Genomic DNA, 17,186 nt, shown 5'->3' on the forward strand with positions numbered 1-17,186 from the left:
GAACCGCACAGCCAAAATGAAGAAGTCTCCGATAAAAATTCTGCTCGTAGAGGACGAGGGAGGGCTGAGTGCAACACTGGCAAAGGTGTTGGAAGCAAATCATTACGGGTTTGATCGGGCAAATGATGGACAAGTGAGCCTAGACTTGGCAGCAGCAATTGAGTATGACCTGATTTTGTTAGACGTGCAGGTTCCCAAACTAGATGGAATTAGTCTATGTCGGCAACTGCGATCGCAAGGCTATTGCAAACCGATCCTGTTAATGACTGCAAATGATTCAGATGCGGAGGTGGTGGCTCTTTTCGATGCGGGAGCCGATGATTACATCAGCAAGCCTTTTGCTACGGAAGTATTACTGGCAAGAATCCGAACTTTATTGCGACGCAGTAAAGCACTTTCCCCAGGAGGTTCTACTCAGAATTCAGCGGCTAATACATTGACTTGGGGAGAGCTTTGTTTAGATTTAGATTCTGGTAGAGTGACATTTGGCGAACAAATAATTTCACTGACAGCGACAGAATATAACCTGCTGGAATTATTGCTGCGAAATCCCGATCGCATCTTTAGCCGCAGTGTTATTTTGGATCGTCTGTGGGGATTTGATGACGCACCAACCGATCGCGCCATTATCACTCATATTAAGGATGTCAGAAAGAAACTGAAGGCAGGTGGCTTAACTGAAGAAATCATCGAAACAGTTTATGGCATGGGCTATCGACTGAAACCCTACCCCCAATCTGCGCCCTTTAACTTCAACAAGTTAGTCACAAAAAGTACCCAAAAACATCAATCTCGCGGGGTAGATAAGTCCGAGAGCGACAAAGTGTTAGAGCGGTTTCGGGGAGCCTTCAACCAACAAATTACTGTATTGGATCGGGCAAAAACTGCTCTATTAGCAGGAAATTTAGAAACCGAATTACAGCAATCTGCAAAACATGAAGCTCATAAATTGTCAGGCTCTCTGGGATCTTTTGGTTATCCCGAAGGCTCGAAATTGGCACGCTCTGCAGAGCATTTGCTAATAAAAGATCGCTCTTTGACTGCTGAGGAAATTACAGACTTCTCGGAAGTGGTGACAGGATTACAGCAGGAATTAGCCAAAACACCGATTACATCAACGGCTGTACCAATTTCTACTATTTCAATTTTCAACAACTATCGGGTTTTGGTAGTTGATGATGATGCTGCATTAACGGAGCGATTGAAAGTAGAATCCGAAGCTTGGGGATTTCAGATGAAAATTGCGCCGAATATTACTGATGCCCGATCGTGTCTTGCCTTGTCAATGCCCGATGTGATGTTACTAGATTTAAGCTTTGCAGAGACAGAGGAAGGTGGATTGACGCTACTGCGAGAACTGACCGAGCGATCGCCTACTCTTCCTATAATCGTTTTTACCGGACGAGATAGTCTTGCCGATCGCTTGGCTGTATCGCGTTTAGGTGCTAAGCAATTTCTCCACAAACCTGCAACCACCGAGCAAATTTTTCGAGCGATCGCCCGTGTTCTACCCAGTCCCAAAACTTCTGAAGCCAAAGTCTTAATCGTAGATGATGACCCTGTGATGCTGGTTAAATTATCAGCGTTACTGACTCCTTGGGGACTTGAGGTGACAAATCTCAAAGAACCACAGCAATTTTGGGAGGTGTTAATTAACACTGAGCCCGATTTAGTAGTGCTGGATCTAGAAATGCCGATCGTCAGCGGCTTAGAATTGTGTCAGGTCGTCCGACAGGATATCCAATGGGAAAATTTACCGATTTTAGTGGTGACAGCCCATACCGATCCAGAATCTCTGCAACAAGCCTTTGCAGCGGGAGCCGATGATTTTATTACCAAGCCGGTACTAGGGCCTGAATTAGTGACGCGGGTACTCAGCCGAATCAGGCGCGCTCGTCCTTTACTTAAGCCTGGAAATACTTAAATAGAACTGGGAGCATCTCATATTTGTAAAAACAGTTCTTCTGGCTCCTTCCTTCTTCCTTCTGACTCTTTTCTCCTGGCTCCTGGCTCCTGACTCCTAACCCCAATTTCTAGCTTGGCTGCAAAAGTGAGATGCTCCCAATAGAACTTACGCACGAGGGCTAAAAACCCGGTTTCTGCCTCAATGTAAAAAATGTAATTAATTAAGTAGACTCATGATAGAACATACTGATGATAATTATGGGAAATTGCAACAACAGCAACAACAAATCCTTGCTAAAACAGCACTTTCTATCTCCGAATCCCTCAAACTCGAAGACATTCTCAACACTACGGTAACTGACCTCAGAAACACTCTGCAATGCGATCGCGTAATTATCTTCCAATTTGCTCCAGACTGGAGCGGAAAGGTGGTGGTAGAGTCAGTTGGTTCAGAATGGAGATCAATCTTATCCACTCAGATACAGGAGCCTTGCTTTGCTGAAAGCTATATCGAACCCTTCAAACAAGGCTTATTCACCTCTAAATGTGATATTTATACTGCTGGAATTGATACTTGTCACCGGGAATTCCGGCCAAATTTTCACGTTACAGCTAGCCTGGTTATTCCTATCCTTAAGGGAGAAGAACTTTGGGGATTATTGATTGCTCATCAGTGTACAGAACCTCGCGAATGGCAACCATCAGAAATTGAACTCATGCGACAGCTAGCAACTCAAGCTGGAATTGCCATTCAGCAAGCTGATTTATTTGAGCAAGTACAAACGGAACTGAGGGAGCGCCAACAAGCAGAAATTGCCCTACAACAACTCAATACTGAACTCGAACAACGAGTCAGAGAACGGACAGCCGAACTCACTGAAGTCAACCATACCTTGCAACAATATATCAATCAAGTTGAAGACCTATATAATAATGCTCCCTGTGGCTATCATTCCCTAGATGCAGCAGGAACAATAATTATGATTAATGATACGGAACTGAAGTGGTTAGGCTATACCCGCGATGAAATTGTAAACCAAAAGAAATTTGTTGATTTAATGACACTTGAAAGTAAAAATATTTTTTATCAAAACTTTCCCTTATTTAAAAAACAAGGCTGGATCGAGAACTTAGAGTTTCAGATGTTGAATAAAAACGGAAAACCCATGTGGCTCAACTTAAATGCTACAGCAATTTATGATGAAGCAGGTAACTTCATGATGAGTCGTTCTAGCGTATTTGATATCACCGAGCGCAAACGTACTGAAGAAACCTTCCGCCAATATGAACGCATCCTATTCAATACAACAGATGGGATTGTGATCATGGATCGCAACTATATTTATCAAATAGTCAATCAAGCTTATTTGACTTGGTGCAACAAATCTGAAAGCGAAGTTATCGGAAATTCTGTTAGAAATATCCTGGATGCAGACGTGTTCGATAACATGATAAAGCCTCGGTTGGACAGATGTTTGGCGGGAGAAAAAATTCAGTATGAAAACTGGTTTGATTCTCCCAATTTAGTCAGGCAATTTTTGAGCGTTACTTATATCCCTTTACGTGATGCAGGCGAAAATATTGTAGGGGTAATCGTTAGTCTGCGCGATCTGACTAAACTTAAACAAGCCCAACAAATGCTGGAGCTTCAGGCTGTCATTACCCGCAACATGGCGGAAGGAATTGCCTTAGTAAGAACCGACAATGGAGTAATTGTCTATGCCAATCCTAAATTTGAGCAGATGTTTGGCTATGACTCTGGCGAACTCAACGGTCAGCACGTTTCGATAGTGAACTATGGCAGCGAATCGGTCAGTCCTGAAGATGTAAATCAAGCCATTCGGTCTGCCGTTTTACGAAAGGGTGAATTTAGCTATGAAGTTCATAATGTCAAGAAAGATGGAACTCCATTTTGGTGCAGTGCAACTTGCTCTGTATTCAAGCATTCAGACTACGGCGATGTTCTGGTGGCCGTTCATCAAGATATCACAGTAGCGAAGCACCTCGAAGAAGTTCGACAAGAGGCGGAAGCAGCCTTACTACAGAAATCCCGAAAGGAACATTTGCTATGGAGGATTACTCAAGGGATTCGCCAATCTTTGGATCTGAATGCCGTTCTAAATACTGCTGTTACTGAAATTAGGCAGACATTACAAACTGATCGCACTGCCATTTACCGCTTTAATCCTGATTGGAGTGGTGATTTTGTCGTGGAGTCAGTTGGTGAGGGTTGGGTAAAACTGATAGGAAGCGATGTTCAAAAAAATTGTGCAGATACCTATCTGCAAGAAACTCACGGCGGTCGATTCCGCAATAATGAAATTTTTGTTATTAATAATATTTATAGCGCTGAAATTCAACCCTGTCATATCGAGCTACTGGAACAATTGCAAGCAAAAAGTTATGCAGTTTTCCCGATATTTTTGAGAGAAACTCTCTGGGGTTTGTTAGCTATCTACCAAAACGCTGCACCTCGTCAATGGCAATCGTGGGAAATAGAATTACTTGAACAGATTGCCAGCCAATTGTCGATCGCCATTCAGCAATCCAAACTCTACCGACAACTTAAGATCGAACTGCAAGAACGTAAGCAAGCCGAAGCCACGATCCGAGAAGCGGAACGACGCTGGCGATCGCTCTTGGATAACGTGCAGTTGATTGTTGTCGGACTCGATATAGAGGGAAATGTTAATTATGTTAATCCTTTTTTCTTAAAAATCACAGGATATACTAACCCAGAAATTTTAGGAAAAAATTGGTTTGAAAACTTCTTACCCCCTCCTCTTCAAGAATCAGTAAAAGTTGTTTTTTCGGAAGTTTTAGCCCATAACTATCATCCCTATTATCAAAATTTTATCTTGACCAAATCGGGTGAAGAACGGTTCATTGCCTGGAACAATACCATGCTGCAAGATTCAGAGGGACACATCATTGGAACTATCAGCATTGGGGAAGATATTACCGAACGACAAAGGCTCGAACAGATTAAAAATGAGTTCATTGGCATTGTCAGCCATGAACTTCGCACTCCTTTGACAGGCATTCAAATGTCATTGGGACTAATAAAAAGTGGGGTTTATGATAAAAAACCAGAAAAATCTAGACGCATGATTGAAATTGCCTTCCTCGATACCAATCGATTAGTGAACCTGGTTAATGATATTTTAGATTTGGAGCGCCTAGACTCCGGGCGGGCAATTGTGGAGAAAACTGTTTGCAAAGCTGCCGATTTGATGCAGCAAGCAGTAGATAGCATTCAGGCGCTGGCTACTCAACAGCAGATCTCATTAATCGTTAACCCCACGGATGCAGAAGTCTGGGCAACAGGAGATGCGATCGTCCAAACTTTAACAAATTTGCTCAGTAATGCGATTAAATTCTCACCTGCCGATTCCACAATTCATCTGAGTGCCGAAAACCAGACAGACTTTGTGCTGTTTCAAGTTAGCGATCGCGGACGAGGCATTCCTGCCGATAAACTAGAACTCATTTTTGGGCGATTTCAACAAGTCGATGCATCCGACTCCCGTGAAAAAGGAGGCACCGGCTTAGGTTTAGCAATCTGTCGCAGTATAGTTGAGCGACATGGCGGCAAAATCTGGGCGGAAAGTATCTTAGGTGAAGGCAGCACATTTTGCTTCACCCTACCCTTAGCCATCATTGAATAACGCTTATAGCCTTTCTCAGTAACATGAGGTGCTCTCGCGGGCATAGGGCATAGGCCTCCGTGGGCATAGGGCATAGGGCATCAGTTGCGATCGGTGTGTACCTCATTTTATTGAGAACCGCTATAGATTAATCTGTAGCATCCATCCCAAATCCCAAATCTCCAATCCAAAATCCCATGACAGACAGACAAATTCTAGTTGTTGACGATGAAGAACACCTTCGGGAACTTGTGCAGGCCTGCTTAGAAGATTTACGCGGATGGAAAACAGTGGGGGCAGGATCGGGAGACGAATGTTTACAAATACTGCAAACAGAACGACCCAACGCCATTTTGCTGGATGTATCTATGCCGGGAATGGATGGGTTTGCTGTGTACGCTCGCCTCCAGTCCGATCCGATTACCCGATCGATTCCAGTGATTCTGCTGACAGCGAAAGTTTTGCCCAGCGATCGGGCTAAATTTGCCCAGATGGCTGTAGCTGGGATAATTGCCAAACCGATCCAACCCATCACCCTGACGGAAGAAGTAGCAGAGATTTTGGGATGGGATGATTGACTTTCACCATTTTTGTGAAGTTTTGTAACAATAACGGAATCTTTACCAATTCCTTACCGTTGCTATTTAGTCTCCTGTTATGCAGCTAAAAGTTCTTTGCATTAGGAGGAGACTCGATGAATGCTTTTCAGGCTTTGAATGATGTAAATCAGGATCTCGCAGGTTCATTTTCCGGTTTGCCCACTGGTTGTCAGCAATCCACACCTTGGATTGCTCATACAGAGGAAACCCCGATCACAGGCATTAAAATTCTCGAAAAGGATGTGACACTTATCCTTGAAGTTCACATTTCTGACCTTCATCTTGTCAAATTGAATCTCCAAATCACTCCAGAAACTGTTTTAATTCAAGGTCAACCTACCAAAGTGGCTGGAGTAAAAGGTTATTTCCTTCCTAGTGGATTTCAAACTCTCATCCCGTTGCCCCACCGCGTAGATCCTGATATCTATGTGGCTAAAATACACCAGGATGGTTTAACAATTCGCTTGCTAAAGAATTGAGAGTTCCGCCCTCCCAAGTTCGGATTCAACTCTCAAATATACATCTTTGAGCGATTGATTAAAGATGTGTATTTGAGACCCAATTGGCAACCGAAATATTGATTTCTAATCAATCAAAATAAAATGAACACTTTGCAAGTAGCTAATTATGAGGGCAGTCTCCTGCCCGAAAACAAGATGAAAGGGAAACAAATTCTCATCGTTGATGACCAAGAACACCTCCGCGAACTGGTACAGTTGTGCCTGGAAGACCTCGCGGGATGGAACACCCTGGTGGCCGAATCAGGAGAAGAATGTTTACAAATCCTACAAACAGAACGACCTAATGCTATTTTGCTGGATATATCAATGCCGGGAATGGATGGGTTTGCTGTGTACGCTCGTCTCCGATCCGATCCCATAACTCGATCGATTCCAGTGATTCTGCTGACAGCAAGAGTTATGTCAAGCGATATGGCCAACTTTGCCGAAATGGGTGTTGCTGGGGTAATTCGCAAACCATTTGAAGTCACTACCCTGCCGGGAAAAGTGGCAGAGATTTTGGGATGGGATGATTGACACTCCCCGGTATGGCAGACGCAGGATTCTTAAGAGTTTACCTCTACATTCATAGAGTTGCTGCTTCAACCCAGCTTACAGCAGTTGGCAACAAAAGACAAATACATTTTCGTCTCTAAAAAAGAGGTTTTTATGACAACCTGTCCTTGCTGCACGAATCAAATGCTGCGTCACCTTCGCCACAGTCAAGTATACTGGTTTTGCCGTCAGTGTTGGCAAGAAATGCCTGTTTACAGTCTTAACAGCTACGGTTCATCGCCCTCTATAAATTTAGTTAGAGAGTTAAGGATTAAGAAGCAACTTTTTTCAGAGGCGATAGTTTAAAGGTGAAATTCCATCGCACAGGCGTGAGGCCCGTGCCACAAAGGAGGCGGATGAATCAAAGGGATCTCGCACTTACCGACTAAACCTCCTCAAAAATTGCGCCTCGCTGCTGTAGATTCACCTGCATCTCCTCATCCATTCCTGAATTGTTCCCGAATCTGGCTGACTCGACATTCGCACCACTAAAATTAGTATTTGTTAAGTTCACTTCCAGCAGATTTGCGCCGCTCAAATTCGCACCGCTGAGGTTAGCTAAAGCTAGACTTGCTTTGTGCAAATCTGCGCCACTTAAATCAGCATTTCCTAAGAAAGCGCCACTCAAATCTGCACCGCCGAATTTGGCATTTTGCAGGTTGGCGTCGCTGAAATCGGCATCGTTTAAGGTTGCACCCCGGAAATTTGCCCGATCGAGATTTGCGCTGCTAAAATCCACTGCACTTAAAGTCGTTCCGCGCAAGCTGCTACCCGCGAAATCTAGTGCTGGGTTGAGATTGGCGATTTGGGCCAACTCCACAAAGTTGTCGGTTTCAGCGGAGATAATGCGATCGACCATTTCCTGCAATTCCGATTCAGCTTCCGGGACAATTTCCACTTCGCGCGGTTCAACCGGAGGCAAATTGTAGGACAATAGCGCCCAACTGAGGGCAGGTTGGAGTTTATTTGCTTGCAGGTATATAGTCAGGATTCTTTCTAAAACCGAATGTTGATTTGGCGTGATATCGTGCGGCCACAAACCCTCCGCATCTGTGAGATTAATATCTTCTTTAGCAACTTCAAAAGCTGCCGCCATCCGAAATTCTTTGGCCGCAATTTCTCCCAGCTTAGCACTTTTTAGCAAACCTTTTAATACTGATTTGCCTTGTTCTACTGCAAAAATCCAAGCTGGCGTTGTATCATCGCTGATTGTGGAAACATGACAAAATATGCTCTCTGTCTCCTTAATTTTTTCCAAATTCTCGCGACCCTGAACTCCCCGCTGACTTTCGGTTACTAAATTTTCTGCACTGCTTTGAATTGCCAGGGTTTCTTCTATTGGCAAAAGCTTGAAAGAACCGACTAACTGACGTGAGGCTACGGGTATTTCGCAGTTTTCTAGATAGAGTTTGAGCGTCCCGCCTTGCAGACCAAATTTGACGCGACCACCTAGCAGGGGTTCCCAATGCTCGTTAAAATTCAGGCTCAAGTGAATGTCGAGCTGCTGGGTTTGGGGTGCAACCGATGGAACTGGAATTGCTTCAAATTGCATCCACAAGCAATCTGGGTATTTGTTGTGAGACTCTAGCGATCGCATATCGGGTAGAATTGCTGGCACTACCAGCCTGTAATTGATATTTAAATTAGTTTATCATCTCTATTTTATCACAACACAGCTTTTTTTGGGGACACAATTGTAAATTTTGTTTAATTTTATCCGCCACTCATTGGTTTTGCTGAATTTGGCTTTTTACCCAATTCCGAAATGCTTTTACTAATTCTAAATAGTCCATTGTTTCTGCTTGTTCCAAAAATCTGACAATCTCTAATATCGGTAAGCTGGGAAATGCTAAACTGCTCTCGCCCTCAACGTATTCTCCATTTTCTAATCTGTTGATTCTGAGCCGCGATCCATTATAAATCCAAACTTCCGGCACTCCCAGATCCGCATAAACCTGCAAGGTATTTTCCGAACGGCTGGTAATGTCAATTTCCACTACTAAATCCGGTGGCGGATATTGAGTCAGGTCGATTCTTTTTTTGCCTTTAACTGCACTAATATTCTGGATGTAAAAACATTTATCTGGTTCTGCACCGCTAAGTTCAGGACGTTTGAATGTCGTAGAACCCAGAGGCTCAATTCTCACATCTAATTCTTCAGCTAAGGTTTCAACAAATCGACCCAATACTTCTTTGAAACGTTGGTGTTCTGGGGAGGGTACCATAATTTTCAAATTGCCGCGATTATATGTCAGTCGAATTTGCCGATCGCCGATTTCGGCTAGCAAAGTTTCGTAGGTTTGCCAACTGATACCCGATAGCTCGACAATTTGTTCGGGTGGAGCGAGAGTTTGAGCGGTCATAGGGCTATTTTCTTGAAGAGTTCGTAGGCGCAAGCCGGGGTGTAGCCATCGCACTTTTGCATTATATCATCGAAGGAAGCCTAGACTGGAAATACCGAAGACAAATCCAGAGATAACTCGGAAAAATCCGGAATTACCACCGTCTGATTTGGCCAAACAACTCGTTGCAATTGATAACTATAACTTCCGTTTTGTTTCTGATAAGGTTCGCTGTGCATTTCCAGTTCATTATCAACCAAATTAAATATCCAATAATTAGAAATCCCAGTCTCAGCATAGAGAGACAACTTGGTTGTGCGATCGTACTTCAACGTAGAATCGGAAACCTCAATTACCAACAAAATATCAGCAGGCTGCGGGTGAGAAGATAAATAACGATCGGCTCGATTGCGGGCAATCACAACATCAGGCTCTGGTTCGCTATCATCAGACAAAATAATTGGCTCTTGACCGCGCACGATCGCTCTTTTTCGCAGCAGCGGGTACAATTCTCCTAACAGTAGCGAATTACAAACAGAGTGAAACGTAGTTTTAGTAGTCTTGAGGATAATTTCTCCGCGAATCAATTCAACTCGCTCATCGGGGGCGAAAAATCCGAGTTCTCCCAAACGGTGATATTCGGCGATCGAGAATCGTTTTGCAGTTACGGCAGTCATAGCTTTTCTTACCCTCTACAATTACCAACCTTTCCAATTAATTCTACTCAAAAATCCCGCCCCGTGCCATCAATTCAACCTTCACAGCTTCCGAAATTCCCAGACAACCAAAAAACTTCGCATTTTTAACCACCGTATTTTTCAAATCAGCGCGGCTCAAATCAGCCCCGTTTAAATTCGCACCACTCAAATTAACACCGCTTAAATCAGCATTCTTCAAATCAGTATTTGTCAAATTTGCATTTACTAAAATCGCATTCGGTAAATAAGCACTGCTCAAATTGGCGCCGGTTAAATTTGCACCGCTCAAATTCGCCCGCGGCAGCTTTGTTCGCAAATCAGCACCGCTCAAATTGGCGCTGCTGAGTTCAGCATCCCGCAAATTAGCATTGCACAAATTAGCATCAATTAAAATAGCAGCGCTCAGCAAAGCACCGCTGAGATCGGCCAAAGTCAAATCTGCGCCTCGGAGGTTGGTTTCGCGCAAATCAGCACCGTTAAAATCAGCGTAGTGCAAGTCAAAACCGCTTAAATTAGCCCCAGCAAAATCCTCAATCGGATTCAAACCAACTGTTTCTGCAAGTTGTACAAAACTCTTATTTTTATCAATTAAAAACAGTTCCCGGACGATCGCCAATTGCTGCTGTCGGTAATCATCGGCCTTCTCGTAATCTGCTAAATACTTATAAGCAAGCTTCAAATTCTTGAGAGCATTGCGCTCAACGCGATCGTCCTTGCAGGCGCGCGCGATCGACAACTGCTCGTGATAGCATTCGATCGCACCAGGCAAATCTCCCTTAGCATCGTAAGCTAGCGCCAAATTGCCCAAAGTTTCCAACTCCGAGCGCCCGTCGCCAGTGTCCCGCGCGATCGCCAAACGCTGCTGCTGGTAATCAATAGCACCAGAAAAATCCTCAAGAGCACAGCTAGCATTGCCCAGATTTCCCAAAGCATTAGCCTCGCCCCGGCGATCCCCAATTTCCCGCGCTAACACCAAATGCTGCTGGTAGCACTCGATCGCCTGAGCATAATTTCCCAGCGCTTCGTAAGCTACGCCCATATTACCCAGCGCCGCACCCGATCGCCGCTTATCGTCCATTGAGCGATATAGCGCCAGCGCTTCCTGCCAAGAATTCAGCGCCGCCTCAAATTGACGCGCCTGATATTGCGAAATCCCCTGCTTGATTAGCTCGCTAGCTTGTTCGCTCATAATGTCAAAATTAGTTAATAACTAAAGTTGATATTAATCGACTCAAAGCGGTAATTGCTAATCGGTAATCAGTAATCGGGGATCGGTATGGCCAATCCCCCTCTCCCCCATCCGTATTTTCACGTCCGTGCAAAAAAAAAGACAAAAAAAAGAGAGAGCTACCTAAGTAACTCTCTCTGCCATCAGGGTGCATCTACATAACACAATATAACACGATAGGGATGAGGGGTGTCACCCCCAAACGTGAAGATGTTGTAAAGAAATGTAGATTAATTATAAAGTTACGATCCCGCGAGAAGGGCGAGTTCAGGAAAAACCGATCGCCCGCCGCTGTATCCGCTACACGCCCCCCTTAATAACTGCTTAGCCTGGGCCGTTAAGCTTCGCCGCCAGCAGCTCATTGGTCAGTTTGGGATCAGCCCGGCCGCCCGTTTCCTTCATCACCTTGCCGACAAAAAAGCCCAGCAGCTTAGTTTTACCGGCTCGGTACTGTTCGAGCTCCTTGGGATTGGCGGCTAACACGGCATCGATAGCTTGATCGATCGCCCCAGTATCCGAAATTTGAATCAAACCCTTGCTCTCAACGAACTTCTGAGGCGAACCACCGTTTGCCAGCAATTCCGGCAAAATATCCTTAGCGATTTTGCCACTGATCGTACCGGCCTCAATTAGCGCCAGCAGTTCGGCTAAATCCTGCGGTTGGAAAGGAATTTCTGCGATCGCCAGTTTTTCATTTTTCAGATAAGCAGTTATATCGCCCATCACCCAATTCGCAGCTTGTTTAGCCACAGCACCGGCGGCGATCGATTTTTCAAAATACTCCGCCACCGCTTTGTCGTCAGTCAGCACCCGCGCGTCGTAGGGAGAAAGACCCAGCTCAGTTTCGTAGCGATGGCGCTTCATTGCCGGCAATTCCGGCAGTTGAGCTTTCCAATCCTGCAATTGCTCGGTCGAAACTTTGATCGGAGGCAAATCTGGTTCCGGGAAATACCGATAATCGCTTGCACCTTCCTTAACCCGCATACTGAAAGTACACTGCTTGTTTTCATCCCAAAGCCGCGTTTCTTGGACGATGGTTTCGCCATTTTCCACAGCTTGAATTTGCCGCTCGATCTCATAATCGATCGCCCGTTCGATCGCATTAAAAGAGTTCATATTTTTAATTTCCACCTTCGTGCCGAACTCTTTTTGGCCAACGGGGCGCACCGAAATATTCACGTCGCACCGCAGCGAACCTTCCTGCATATTCCCGTCGCCAACACCGATGTAACGCACGATCCGGCGCAATTCTTGACCGTATTCGGCAGCTTCCGCGCCAGATCGCAAATCCGGTTCCGAAACAATTTCTATTAGAGGCACACCTGCGCGGTTGTAATCGACCATGGAATAAGTTGAACCGCTCAGCCGATCGCTGCCGCCGTGAACCAATTTTCCGGCATCTTCCTCCATGTGCAAGCGAGTGACCCCGATTTTTTTTCTAGTAGAATTTCCCTTCTCGTCCACCAGTTCAATTTCTAGCCAACCGTTAGTAGCGATCGGCAAATCGAACTGAGAAATTTGATAATTTTTCGGCAAATCGGGATAGAAATATTGCTTGCGGTCAAACTTACTGTAAGGTGCGATTTCGCAGTTGAGAGCCAGCCCTGCTTTCACCGCATACTCCAGAACTTTTTGATTTAATACTGGTAACACTCCAGGCATTCCCATACAAATTGGGTCAATGTTAGTATTTGGAGCATTGCCAAATTCTGTAGAAGAACTGGAGAAAATTTTAGTATTCGTACTCAATTGACAATGAGTTTCGAGACCGATAATGGCTTCGTACTGAGTTCGGTTTTTTATCGAAGAGGGTGCAGCAGCAGTCATAAGCAATTTTAAAGACTGAATAACTTTAGATTTTATTTTAGCTTTTTATTGACCAAACTGATGGGAGATTATTTGTAGGTAGGGGGGCTTTCATTGGTGTCAACCAGCGCGTCAAACCCTTAGTTCGGCAGGTTTTAACCCCTGCCGGACTTTGAGAAAGCGTGTTTAGTTGAGACAAATGGGGTTCTGCATACGCAACACCCTGCTACAGATTCGCGATCGACCCAAGCCCGCAGCCACGCCGATCTCCTTTTGATCGCCCCCAAACAACAACTCTGTGCAAAAATATACTTAGGGCCTGCTCCTGCCCGCACCCTTCCCTTACCCAGGAGAGTTTTAGATCGATCCACCACAATTGCTAATCAATCTGCACCCCAAATCCTTTGACTGGCAGTCTTTAATAACGCCGCCCGCCTCCAACGATCGGCTCCACGCACAGACTAAAAATTAAAAATGTATAATTTAACAGGAAATTACATATTTTTATTTTTTAACCTTTAATTTTGAATTCTCAAAGTAACACTTGCCTAAGTGTCAAAACTATGCCTGAAATTCCAGTTGAAAGTGCCACACTGTTTCAGAACAGCACCACTGAGCTAGAGCAGGCCGAATCAGCCCTCGAACTCGCTTGGCACGAACTCGAAAAACAAATAGCAGAAATCATTGCTCACATCGCCAACGCAGGCTCAGCAAACACACAGGAAATTAGCGATCGCTTGGCCGAGGCGAAGCAACTCCGCCAGCAACTTCAAACTCAAATAAAAAAAGCCAACTCGCGGCGGGAATTTCACCTAGAAAACTCCCCAATGGCAGTTGTAGAGTGGGACAAAGAATTTCGGGTAGTGCGCTGGTCGCCAATGGCAGAACAAATATTTGGCTGGAGTGCAGCAGAAGTAATTGGCCAATACTGGCACGAATGGTCAATAGTTCATCAAGAAGACTTCGAGCAAGTGTGCGCCGTCACAAATCAACTGTTAGACAGCAGAGAAACCCGCAACGTTTGCCGCAACCGCAACTATACCAAAGATGGCTCGATAATTTACTGCGAATGGTACAATTCTGCACTCATCGATGAATCGGGAACAGTAGTTTCAATTCTATCTTTTGGCAGAGACATAACCGATTGCCACCGCATTCAAGAAGAACTGCACCGGCGCGAACAAGCTTTCAGCACCCTAGCGGAAAATGCGACCGATATCATCGCCCGGTTCGATCGCAAACTACGCCTCCTTTACATCAACCCAGCAGTAGAATCAACAATTGGAAAACCCGCCGCCAAATTGATTGGCAAAACCAACCAAGAATCAGGAATGCCGCCGCACTTGTGCAACCTGTGGGATGAGGCTTTTCTGAAAGTTTTTGGCACCGGCAAACAAGAAACCATAGAATTTGAGTTTCCCACTACTGAGGGCATAAAACATTACCACTGTCGAGTCATTCCCGAGTTTGCTGAAGACAATTCAGTAGAAACAGTTTTGTCCATCGCCCGCGATATTACAGAACTAAAACAAGTCGAATCGCAGTGGCGACAAAGCGAATCCAAATTTAAAGCCGTAGTTGATTCTAACATGATCGGCTTAATTTTTTGGGATCTTAACGGCAGCATTACAGATGCCAACGCCGCTTTTTTAAACACGGTAAATTATACGCGGGACGAGCTGCTTGCCGGAAAAGTTAATTGGCAAGAAATGACACCACCAGAATACGTGCGTTTAGATACAGAAAAAGTTGCCGAACTGAAGGCTAGAAATACGGTTGTTCCCTTTGAAAAAGAATTTATACGCTCCGATGGTAGCCGCGTTCCGGTAATGTTGGGCAGCACATTTTTAGAAGGGACGAAGCAGTTAGGCGTCAGTTTTGTGCTGGACTTAAGCGAGCGCAAACAGGCAGAATCGGAACTGCAAAAACATCAACAACTTTTAGAGAGTATCCTGACAACTATCCCCAACTTTCTTTACATTTACGATGCCGTAGAAAACAAAAATATTTATGCAAATGAATCGGTCACAGCCATACTCGGCTACACTGCCAAAGAATGGCAAGATTTTGGTATAGATGCTGTCGCTAACTTAGTTCATCCCGAGGAGCTGTTAAAGCTAATTACAGGTATGGAGCGACTAAAACACAGCAGCAATCCCTATGAAACGGATGACAGAGACTACAGAATTAAACACAAAAATGGGGAATGGCGCTGGGTGCACGATCGCTCTACAATCTTCACAAGAACCCCAGACGGACAAATGAGGCAAATTATCGGTTCCGTACTCGACATCACCGATCGCAAACAAGCCGAAGAATCATTAAAACAGCAAAAAGAACTGCTGCAAACTATATTCGACAACGTGCCGATCATGCTCGCATTCTTCGACAAGAACGGTCAAATAAACTGGGTAAACCGCCACTGGGAACAAGTGCTCGGCTGGAGTTTGGCAGAAACTAAAGACCGCGATATCTGGACCGAATTTTATCCGCAGCCAGAATACCGTCAATACGTTTTGGATGAAATCCAAGCAGCAAATGAGAAGTGGAGCGACTTCAAAACAAAAGTTAGAGACGGGCGAATTATCGACACTTCTTGGGCAAATGTTCGCCTTTCCGACGGCAGGTGTATCGGCATCGGTCAAGATATCACTGAACGCAAACGAGCCGAAGCAGAACTCAAAGAACTCAACGAAACTTTAGAAGCTCAAGTCGCCCAGCGTACAGCAGAATTAGAAACATTTTTTGATGCTTTGCCGGACTGCATTTATGTTGTAGAACGGGACAATATGCGCTTGTCTTTTGTTAACAAAACTATTGCCAAAATGTGCGGCTTCAAAAGCAGCAAAGACATGCAGGGCAAAACAGTTTTTGAATGTTTTTCGGACGAACTCGCAAAACGATTTTGCCGGGAAAATTTGCAGGTATTTGAAACAGGCGAAACTCTGCACTTTCAGGAAAAATTAGTAATTTCCGGTTGCCATTCCTACTACGATACTTTTAAAATTCCGCTGAGAAATCTAGACGGCGAGGTTTATGCTTTAATTGGCACTTCTCGCGATATCACTGAGTTGGTAGAGACAAAACAAGCTTTGTCAGAACGCACAGAGCAATTAGAAGCTGCCAATCAAGAATTAGAATCTTTTTCTTACTCAGTTTCCCACGACTTGCGCGCACCTTTGCGACACATTTCAGGTTTTGTAGAAGCGTTGAAGCAGCGGCTAGAATTAACTGAGGCTTTGAGCGATCGCAAAATAGTTCACTATATGGAAATAATTGAAGACAGCAGCCAAAAAATGAGCCTGTTGATTGACGGTTTGCTCGCCCTGTCGCGGGTGAGTCGCACCGAGTTGAGGCAAATTCCGATCGATCTGAGCCGTTTGGTACAAAATGCGATTAAATTGACTAAACCCCCAACCGTCGCAGATCCGGCCCAAACTCCCCACAGCGTTGAATTTGCCGTCGGAGATTTGCCGACAGTAATGGGAGATCCAACCTTGCTGCAACAGGTGTTCAGCAACTTGATTAGCAACGCCGTCAAGTTCAGCCGCGGACGCACTCCGGCTACAATAGTTATTGAGGGTTTACCTGATGGGACGATTTTTGTCAAGGATAACGGGGTGGGTTTTCCGATGGAATATGCCGATCGCCTGTTTGCAGCCTTTCAGAGGCTGCACTCCCAGAGAGAATTTGAAGGTACGGGCATCGGTTTGGCGATCGTCCAGCGGATTATTCACCGCCACGGCGGCACCGTTTGGGCCGAAAGCCTACCTAGTCAAGGAGCCACCTTTTACTTTAAACTAGGGCAAACAATCTCAAACGGTAATATAGATTCATAAGTTAAGTGTATAAGAGTTTTAAATTCTGAATTTAAAACTCTTATACACTTAAATAAGTCACAATCCG

12 protein-coding genes are annotated in these 17,186 nt (G+C 44.8%); 7 read left to right on the forward strand and 5 right to left on the reverse strand.

The genetic code is table 11. The features are described 5' to 3' along the window. Nucleotides 1–16: 16 nt before the first annotated feature. From NDI35_RS16210 to NDI35_RS16235, 6 genes are all read left to right on the forward strand, one after another. Nucleotides 17–1,924: a response regulator gene (locus NDI35_RS16210; protein ID WP_445313636.1), complete on the forward strand. Its 1,908-nt coding sequence runs from the start codon at nt 17–19 to the stop codon at nt 1,922–1,924. A 214-nt stretch (nt 1,925–2,138) separates the two neighbouring features. Further along, nucleotides 2,139–5,573 carry a PAS domain S-box protein gene (locus NDI35_RS16215; RefSeq protein WP_445313637.1) on the forward strand — a complete coding sequence of 1,145 codons (3,435 nt, stop codon included), beginning with the start codon at nt 2,139–2,141 and terminating at the stop codon, nt 5,571–5,573. Between the two features lie 176 nt (nt 5,574–5,749). After that, nucleotides 5,750–6,130, forward strand: a complete 381-nt coding sequence (locus tag NDI35_RS16220; RefSeq protein WP_445313638.1) for a response regulator — start codon at nt 5,750–5,752, stop codon at nt 6,128–6,130. A 116-nt stretch (nt 6,131–6,246) separates the two neighbouring features. After that, nucleotides 6,247–6,630: an Hsp20/alpha crystallin family protein gene (locus NDI35_RS16225; RefSeq protein ID WP_445313639.1), complete on the forward strand. Its 384-nt coding sequence runs from the start codon at nt 6,247–6,249 to the stop codon at nt 6,628–6,630. 177 nt (nt 6,631–6,807) lie between these two features. Next, entirely contained in the window at nt 6,808–7,188 is a 381-nt protein-coding gene (locus tag NDI35_RS16230; protein ID WP_445313661.1) for a response regulator, read from the forward strand. 132 nt (nt 7,189–7,320) lie between these two features. Further along, the gene (locus NDI35_RS16235) at nt 7,321–7,512 is read left to right on the forward strand and encodes a hypothetical protein (RefSeq protein ID WP_445313640.1); all 192 of its coding nucleotides are present in this window, start codon (nt 7,321–7,323) and stop codon (nt 7,510–7,512) included. Nucleotides 7,513–7,591: 79 nt separating this feature from the next. Here the strand turns inward: NDI35_RS16235 and NDI35_RS16240 are convergent, their stop codons facing one another. The 5 genes from NDI35_RS16240 to gatB form a co-directional block, all read right to left on the reverse strand. Then, entirely contained in the window at nt 7,592–8,824 is a 1,233-nt protein-coding gene (locus NDI35_RS16240) for a pentapeptide repeat-containing protein (RefSeq protein ID WP_445313641.1), read from the reverse strand. 106 nt (nt 8,825–8,930) lie between these two features. Then, nucleotides 8,931–9,569, reverse strand: coding sequence for a Uma2 family endonuclease (locus tag NDI35_RS16245; RefSeq protein ID WP_445313642.1), 639 nt, complete (start codon nt 9,567–9,569; stop codon nt 8,931–8,933). Nucleotides 9,570–9,649: 80 nt separating this feature from the next. Further along, complete coding sequence (locus NDI35_RS16250) at nt 9,650–10,225, reverse strand: Uma2 family endonuclease (protein WP_445313643.1); 576 nt, start codon at nt 10,223–10,225, stop codon at nt 9,650–9,652. A 43-nt stretch (nt 10,226–10,268) separates the two neighbouring features. After that, nucleotides 10,269–11,435, reverse strand: a complete 1,167-nt coding sequence (locus NDI35_RS16255; RefSeq protein ID WP_445313644.1) for a pentapeptide repeat-containing protein — start codon at nt 11,433–11,435, stop codon at nt 10,269–10,271. 363 nt (nt 11,436–11,798) lie between these two features. Beyond that, nucleotides 11,799–13,301 (reverse strand): Asp-tRNA(Asn)/Glu-tRNA(Gln) amidotransferase subunit GatB, encoded by a 1,503-nt coding sequence (gene gatB / locus NDI35_RS16260; RefSeq protein ID WP_445313645.1) that lies wholly within the window; start codon nt 13,299–13,301, stop codon nt 11,799–11,801. 542 nt (nt 13,302–13,843) lie between these two features. Here gatB and NDI35_RS16265 point away from each other — a divergent pair. Then, on the forward strand, nt 13,844–17,119 hold the full coding sequence (locus tag NDI35_RS16265) for a PAS domain S-box protein (RefSeq protein WP_445313646.1): 3,276 nt from the start codon (nt 13,844–13,846) through the stop codon (nt 17,117–17,119). Nucleotides 17,120–17,186: the final 67 nt, after the last annotated feature.

It is taken from the genome of Microcoleus vaginatus FACHB-2002, from assembly GCF_040004035.1.
GTDB classification, from domain to species: Bacteria; Cyanobacteriota; Cyanobacteriia; order Cyanobacteriales; family Microcoleaceae; genus Microcoleus; species Microcoleus vaginatus_C.